Genomic DNA, 7218 nt, shown 5'->3' on the forward strand with positions numbered 1-7218 from the left:
AATCCGGTGCTACCGGCCGATCCGTGGCCCCTTTTATTCCCGGTGTTCTCACGCGTCGATGCTGTCCTGCACGCAGCTCATTTGTGCTGTGGCGGTTTCCGAGCGCCGGTTCGTGCAAGCGGTCACCGGCGTAAGTGCGTTGGTTCTCGCTTTCATGGCGGTGGCGACCTGGCAGGGCGTGCCATCTTTGCTGGCGCTTATTGGCGGACTCGCAGGTTCGGTTGCCCGATTGCAACCAACTACAAAACGAATGAAGCTGGTCTTCCTCGCGGGGGCGCCATTCTGGGTTGCGCACAATCTTCTGGTTGGCGCGACCTTTGCCTCATGCGTCGATGTGGCTTCGATCGGCGGCAATCTGTCCAGCCTATGGCGAACGCGGAGCAACAACAATGTGCTGCGTGCCTTTGCCACCGCTCTACAGCCTTTTGGGAGGATGTCTGCGCGGATTGTTCGATCGTGAAGCGCGCGGGGAAGCCTTCGCGCGGCGACACTCGCGCTGTGTCCTGCGGAAGCATCAGGCGCGACCGCTGATTTGTCGCTGACCTCGGCGTGGGCATTTCAGGTGGGGGATTCCCCGGCTTCGGCCATCACAATGTGTTGCCGCCTGTCTTGGTTAGTCACCGACGGCGCGGCGTCCATCCAGAAAAATAACGCGACGGGTGAGGGGCAGCCTTCGGGCATGCGTACAAGATAATAAGCAGGCTGCTCGTCGCGGGAGGGAGAATCTAGGTGTGCCGTTTGCGAGAGGCCTTGATGGGCGCGCTGCGCGATCAGGTCAGGAACAACCGGAAACCGGAGCAGATCGCTTAGAGCCAGTCGTCGGGTCAGGGTTAGCCCACCGATCACGTTTCAAAGATGATTGACCACCCGCAAACAAAACGATATCGGCCCATCGATATGCTACTGATTCTCAGTAGCAAAAAAAGAGTGGGGATCTTATGAGTTTGCAAAATTTGATTGCGGCCAGCGCCAAAGGCTCGCTGCTGGCTGCAACGTCGCTTTTCGCCATCGTGGCAGGCCCGGCATGGGCGCAGAACCAGCGCCAGGGTGAAGTTGTGCTGGGCGGTGTGACTGTAACCGATACCGCCATCGACGAGACCGAGGCGGAGACGAGCTACAAGGTCAGTCGCAGCCTGAGTGCGACGCGCACGGACACGCCGCTCATCGATGTACCGCAGACAGTCAACGTCGTGACGGTCAAGCAGATCGAGGACCAGGCTGCAAACAGCGTTGGCGATGCCATCCGTTACGTTCCCGGTGTCTTCTCGACCCAGGGCGAGGGCAATCGGGAAACGCTGGTGTTTCGCGGCAACTCCACGACGGGTGATTTTTTCGTGGACGGTGTTCGCGACGATATCCAGACCTATCGCGACCTCTACAATATCGAGCGCCTTGAGATCTTCAAGGGCCCCAATGCCATGATCTTCGGCCGCGGCGGCGTGGGCGGCATCGTCAATCGCGTCACGAAGGTCGCCGACGGCCGACGGCATCTCAATGCCAGGCTCGAGGCGGGAAGCTACAATTTCTACCGTGGCCAGTTCGATCTGGGCGCGCCCGTCAGCGAGGCGTTGTCGCTGCGACTGACCGGTGTCTATCAGGACAGCAAAAGCTATCGGCACGGGGTCGACAATCAGCGGTGGGGTGTCAATCCGACCGCCACGATTTTGCTAGGCCCCGACACGACCGTCACCCTCGGCTACGAACATTTCGAGGACGATCGCGTTGCCGACCGAGGTGTGTCGTCCTATCTCGGTAAACCGCTTCAGACGTCGCGTGGAGCTTTCTTTGGTGATCCCGGCAACAGCCCAACCGGCACCAACACCGACGCCGGAACTCTGTTCGTCGAGCACCGGTTCAGCGACGCGGTCACGATCCGCAATCGGACGCGTTATGCCGACTATCGCAAGTCCTACCAGAACGTGTTCCCGGGGGCTGTCAATACGGCTCCGCAGACCAATCCAGCGGGCCTGCCCGCCGGAGTCTACGCGCCCGGTACGATCTTCCAGGTTTCGGCCTATCTCAACGACACCATACGCCGCAATTTTTTCAACCAGACCGACCTCAACGCGTCCTTCGATACTGGAGGCATTCATCACACGCTGCTCGTGGGTGGAGAGTATGGCTATCAGACGACCGAGAATGTTCGCGTCGAGGGGTTCTTCCCCACCGCTACGGCACCGACCGGCGTACCCAACATCTTCGCCACGATTGCCCAGCCGACGATCTCCCGTCCGGATATCCTGTGGCGCCAGACTTCGACCAGCACTGACAACCGGGGCACGGCTGAGGTGTTCGCCGGCTATGTCCAGGATCAGGTCGAACTGTCCGACATGTTCCAGCTGGTGCTGGGGGTTCGCTACGAGCGGTTCACCACGAATGTGCGGGACCGCCGGACCGTCGGCTTTCCTGCTGGTCAGCTGCGTGACTTCAAGCGTACCGACACCCTTTGGTCGCCGCGGGCCGGCCTCATCTTCAAGCCTGTCGAGAACGCGTCGATCTATGCCAGCTACTCACGCAGCTATCTGCCGCGTGGTGGCGACCAGCTGACTAGCCTCTCCTTAGCCAATCAAAGCCTCGCTCCGGAAAAGTACCAGAATTACGAAATCGGCGCGAAATGGGATATCGTCCCGACCTTCAACGTGTCGGCGGCTATCTTCCAGCTCGATCGCAACAACGTGCTGGCGCTGAGCAATCCCAACGATTCGGCATCGCCCACGATCCCGATCGGCCGCCAAAGGACCAAGGGCGTCGAACTCGGCGCGGCCGGCAATATCACCGACCAGCTCAGCGTCGTTGGGGCCTACACCTATACCGACGCGCAGTTCCTGGACAAGCAGTCGGGCACCGTCGCGGCAGGCAATCGTCCTGCCGGCGTGCCCAAGCACAGCGCCTCGCTTTGGACCCGCTTCGATCCGATCGACAAGCTCGGCGTGGCTGCCGGCGTGATCTATCAGGGCAAGCGGTTCGCTGCGACTGACAACAGCGTCGTCCTGCCCAGCTTCACCCGGGTCGATGCCGCTGTCTATTACACGATCAGCGATCGCCTGAGCCTCCAGGCCAATCTCGAGAACCTCTTCAACAAGCGCTATTTCCAATTCGCGTTCAGCAACACGAATTTGACGCCCGCTTCGCCGAGAGCGTTCAAAGCCAGTTTGAATGCCAGGTTCTGACATCTAATGTTCCGGCTGATTGCCCTGACCAAGCTCTCCGGCGGGGAGCGGTGGGTAGTCGCGATGTTCCGGGACGCTTCCGCCGGCGAATTGAGCCGGGGAGCAAGGCGGGATTTCAGACTGCTTCGGGAAGAAGCGGTGGCGGCGGGAATGTCTTTTCCCGCCGCCACCGGCCCTTATCTGGGTCGTGACGAGATGAGGATTCTGGCGCTCCTCACTCTCTTCCAGCGTCGGCGCGGCGAGAAGGAGGTTCGGGTCTGCGAACCGTTGCGTGCCCCGCTCGTCCAGTGCGCCTACCATCTCAATCATGCGGGCGTGCATCTGGACTACAGGAATATTGCACGTGACCAATGGCAGACCGATGTTGCCACGGGGCCAGCACGCGACGTGAAGGATCTCGGGCCACGTCTCCAGGCAGTGCCGCTGCGGGGTGCCCTGCAGAGGCATGCCTTGCGCTTCATAGGCGAAAGGGGAAGGGCCTCGACTCAGGAGCTCAACGCGATCGGTGTTTCTCGCCAGACGATCAGCATTATGATCAAACGAGGATTTCTCAGGCGCATACGGTTCGGGCTATATGCGATCGCTCCCGGTCCGGCATCCTTGCCAGACGCATGACGTTTGATCGAAATCCAGTGCTCGAACCTGCCGCTGGCGATGTGTGGACAGGATCGGGAAGCGATAAGTTCGTGGGCTACCGTTCGTCCGGCCGCTCGCGATGGGTCTCAATCCTGATCGTCGCGGCGATTCACATGCTTGGGCTCTATGCACTTGTAGCGTCGGGCGGAACCACGGTTCACCGCGTCGAGCGGCATCTCGTCGTCACGCTGCTTCTTATGCCGTCTGCGCCCGCTTCTTCCCGGACAAAACAGGCGCGCAGGCAGCCGACGGAGAAAATAGTGGGGGTGATATCGCCCAGCATTTCGATGTCCGCCCCCCAGCCGATATTCGAGGCGTCGGAAAAGGCGGCACTCGTCGAGGCAGAAGTAGGGCCGCCGCGGGGGCCTGTTGCTGTCGCTTCCGCTCCCGTCCCAGTCGGCAGTCTTGCCGCGCAACTGGTCTCCGCTACGCCGCCACGCTATCCGGTCGTCTCTAGGCGCAAACATGAGGCTGGGATCGTCTCGCTGCTTGTGACCGTTGGAGAAGACGGTCGGGCAGAAACGGTTTCGATATATGAGAGCAGCGGCTTTGAGCGACTGGATCGGGCGGCCTTGAGCGCCGTGCAAAGTTGGCGCTGGCTGCCAACGATGGTAGATGGGCGACCCGTCATAATCCGCGGGATCGTGCGCATACCATTCGAGCTACGCGGCCAGTGAGTGGGCCGCGTCCAGCTCTTCACTGTACCTTGCTCACGTCCCCCCAAGCGACAGCAGTCAAGGCCGCCAAATATCTCCCGCAACCTGGGTTACAATCCCTGCAGATCCAGGATGGCCGCCGAAGCGATTTATGCGCTGCTGAAGCTGCACCAAAGCGAGCAATGCCGCCAGCAGCGCATGAATGGCCTGTGGGCGGAGGTCAAGGATACGGTAAATCTGGTGCAGATGCTCGAAACGGGTCTCCTCACCCTCACTGTCGCATGACTTGGTCTCACTGTTGCTGCACATGAAATGATTGCCTTTGCGGTGTGAGCATCCCGCTGCCGTCTTCCCTTCCACCATACGCGCGGCTTGAAGGTGAAGCCGCGGTGATCGAACGCGATTATATTGCAGAGTTCGCGATGGTGACTGGCGATGGTCCGCCTTGTCGCTAGCACGGACGGGCGCTCCTCGACGGCAACTTTGCGCGGCGCAAGTTGACGGAGCACGAGACGGAATAATGCATTTGGGACGCGGAATCAGGTGGCTTCGGCTTTCAGATAAGGGCCCGCGGAAACATCACTGGTTTGTCCGACTTACCGGACACCGTTGACAATCGAGCGACTGAATTCGGCTTAAAGTTGGTCTCGCCCGCCACAGTGTGCCGCTGATCGCACTGCCTTGAACGCCCTTCCGCTTTTCTGCTATCGCCTCTCAATAACGGGCGTATGGGGGCTCATGACGGTGCGATTCAGGGTGTGTGCAATTGCCGCTATAATGGTACCAGGCGGAGCATTCGCTCAGGCACCTTCATCCGGAGATGGTCCGCCTAACGACGGCCATCAGGGTGAGATTGTCGTAACGGGAAGCCGCTACAGCGGAGATGTAGCGTCAGGTGGCGCCAGGATCGATGTGCCAGTCAAGGATTTACCGCTTTCGATCAGTGTCGTGACCGATCAACTCATTCGGGACCGCCAAATCCGTAATATCCGGGATTTGTCGGACAATGTCGCGGGGGTTCGTAGCAGGTCACAAGGCTCAGGCGAATTCGGAGTGGGTTTTACCATTCGCGGTCTTCAAGGCATCAATGGCTCGGTCGTCGCCGTCAATGGCTTCCGGGTGGACGGCACCGCGCAGTTCGATCCGCAGGCGGTCGAGCGCGTCGAGTTTCTCAAGGGGCCGGCGTCGGTGCTGTACGGTGCGTCGGGGGCGCTCTCGGGTTTGGTCAACATCGTCACCAAGACCCCCCGGCAAGACGATTTCTTGATCGCCGATCTCACCTTGGGGACCCCGACCTACGCCCGCGCGACGGCGGATGCGAACGTTCGGATCGGCGACACGCTGGAAAGCCGCACGAACCTGGCGCTGACGCGTGACACGGTGATCAATGCGTTTCGCGCCAGCAAAGCGCAGTTCGCGCTGCAATCGGTTCGCTGGCACCCCGGCGATTTCAACATCATCGCCGAAGGCAGCTACTTTCATGTGACTGGCCCGTCGCGCGAATCGACGACCTACCCGATGCTGACCGATTTCTTCGGGCTGCCGCGGGACTTCAAGATCGGGGAGCGCTGGGACCGATACGAGAACACCGGCTACATGGCGCGGCTCGACGCGACCTGGAATATCACGCCGAACCTCTCGCTGCGGCAGGGCGTCAACTATCAGCATAACCGTGAGCTGGATTCGGACGTGTCGCCCTACACGGCCGACACGTTCGAGGCGCTCATCGCGCCGCGCCTGCTCGGCCGCAGCAAGCGCACGAACGACAGCAAGAACAAGTATCTCATCAGCCAGACCGAGCTGCGATGGAAGGTGACGCTGGGCGCGACCGCCCACACCGTCCTCGCCGGGTTCGAATATGGCGATCAGAGCGGGGGGGGCCTGTGCTGCGGCTACGGCGCCATCGCGCCGCTCAACCTCGACCGCCCGGTCTACGGCGCGCCGGAACCGGCGGTCCCGCTCACCGACTATTTCAACAACACGATCCGCACCAAAGCTTTTTACGTCCAGGACTTCATTTCGTGGCGGCGATTCAAACTGCTTCTCGGTTTGAGGCGCGATGACACGCTATCGACCAGCGGCTTTTGCTCGCTGCTGGACGCTGGCTGTCCGAGCGATCCTGTCGTCGCCAATCTGGGCAGCGCGCGCAAGGTCGCGCTGTCGCCCCGTGCCGGGCTCGCCTGGGAGCCGAGCGCGCGGACCACGGTGTTCGCGTCATGGTCGCGCTCGTTCTTTCCCAACACGTCGCTAGACCGTGACAACCAGCTGCTGCCGCCGGAATATGGCACCCAGTACGAACTCGGATTGCGGCAGGAACTGGCCCAGCCGGGACGGCTCACCTTGTCGCTTTCGGCGTTTCAGCTCGAGCGCACCAACATCGCGAGCTGCGATCCGACCATCCCTGACTGCAACCGCTCGATCGCCATCGGCGCGCAGCGCGTCCGCGGCGCTGAAGCCGAACTGACCGGCAAGCCAGCGGAATGGATTGACCTGGTCGCCACCGCTTCATTTCTCGACGGCAAGGTCACCGAAAGCGATGTGGCCCGCACCGGCATATCGGTGGGCAGCAAGCTGCCGGAAGCACCCAGATGGAGCGCAAGCCTGTTCGCAACGGTCGCGCTCGCTCCGCTCGGTGCCTCAAATGTGAGTCTGTCGGGCGGCGTATACTATGTCGGCAAGCGAGGCGGCGCGGACTTTTTCAATGGGCTTTGTTGCATAACTCCTGATAGGCTTGCTGCGGGATTTATTTGAGATTA

At 61.0% G+C, this 7218-nt stretch carries 6 protein-coding genes; all 6 read left to right on the top strand.

The features are described 5' to 3' along the window. On the top strand, positions 1–460 hold a 460-nt coding region (locus ACEK02_RS18460; protein WP_371423028.1), incomplete at its 5' end, for a YgjV family protein. 478 nt (positions 461–938) lie between these two features. After that, the gene (locus tag ACEK02_RS18465; RefSeq protein WP_371423029.1) at positions 939–3170 is read left to right on the top strand and encodes a TonB-dependent receptor; all 2232 of its coding nucleotides are present in this window, start codon (positions 939–941) and stop codon (positions 3168–3170) included. A 6-nt stretch (positions 3171–3176) separates the two neighbouring features. Then, positions 3177–3785 (top strand): hypothetical protein, encoded by a 609-nt coding sequence (locus tag ACEK02_RS18470; protein WP_371423030.1) that lies wholly within the window; start codon positions 3177–3179, stop codon positions 3783–3785. Further along, complete coding sequence (locus ACEK02_RS18475) at positions 3782–4483, top strand: energy transducer TonB (protein WP_371423031.1); 702 nt, start codon at positions 3782–3784, stop codon at positions 4481–4483. Before ACEK02_RS18470 ends, ACEK02_RS18475 begins: the two co-directional genes overlap by 4 nt. 111 nt (positions 4484–4594) lie before the next feature. Beyond that, entirely contained in the window at positions 4595–4747 is a 153-nt protein-coding gene (locus ACEK02_RS18480) for a hypothetical protein (protein WP_371423032.1), read from the top strand. A gap of 492 nt (positions 4748–5239) precedes the next feature. After that, on the top strand, positions 5240–7213 hold the full coding sequence (locus ACEK02_RS18485) for a TonB-dependent receptor (protein ID WP_371423033.1): 1974 nt from the start codon (positions 5240–5242) through the stop codon (positions 7211–7213). Positions 7214–7218: the final 5 nt, after the last annotated feature.

This window comes from Tardiphaga sp. (assembly GCF_041424195.1).
In the GTDB taxonomy this organism is placed as follows: Bacteria; Pseudomonadota; Alphaproteobacteria; order Rhizobiales; family Xanthobacteraceae; genus Tardiphaga.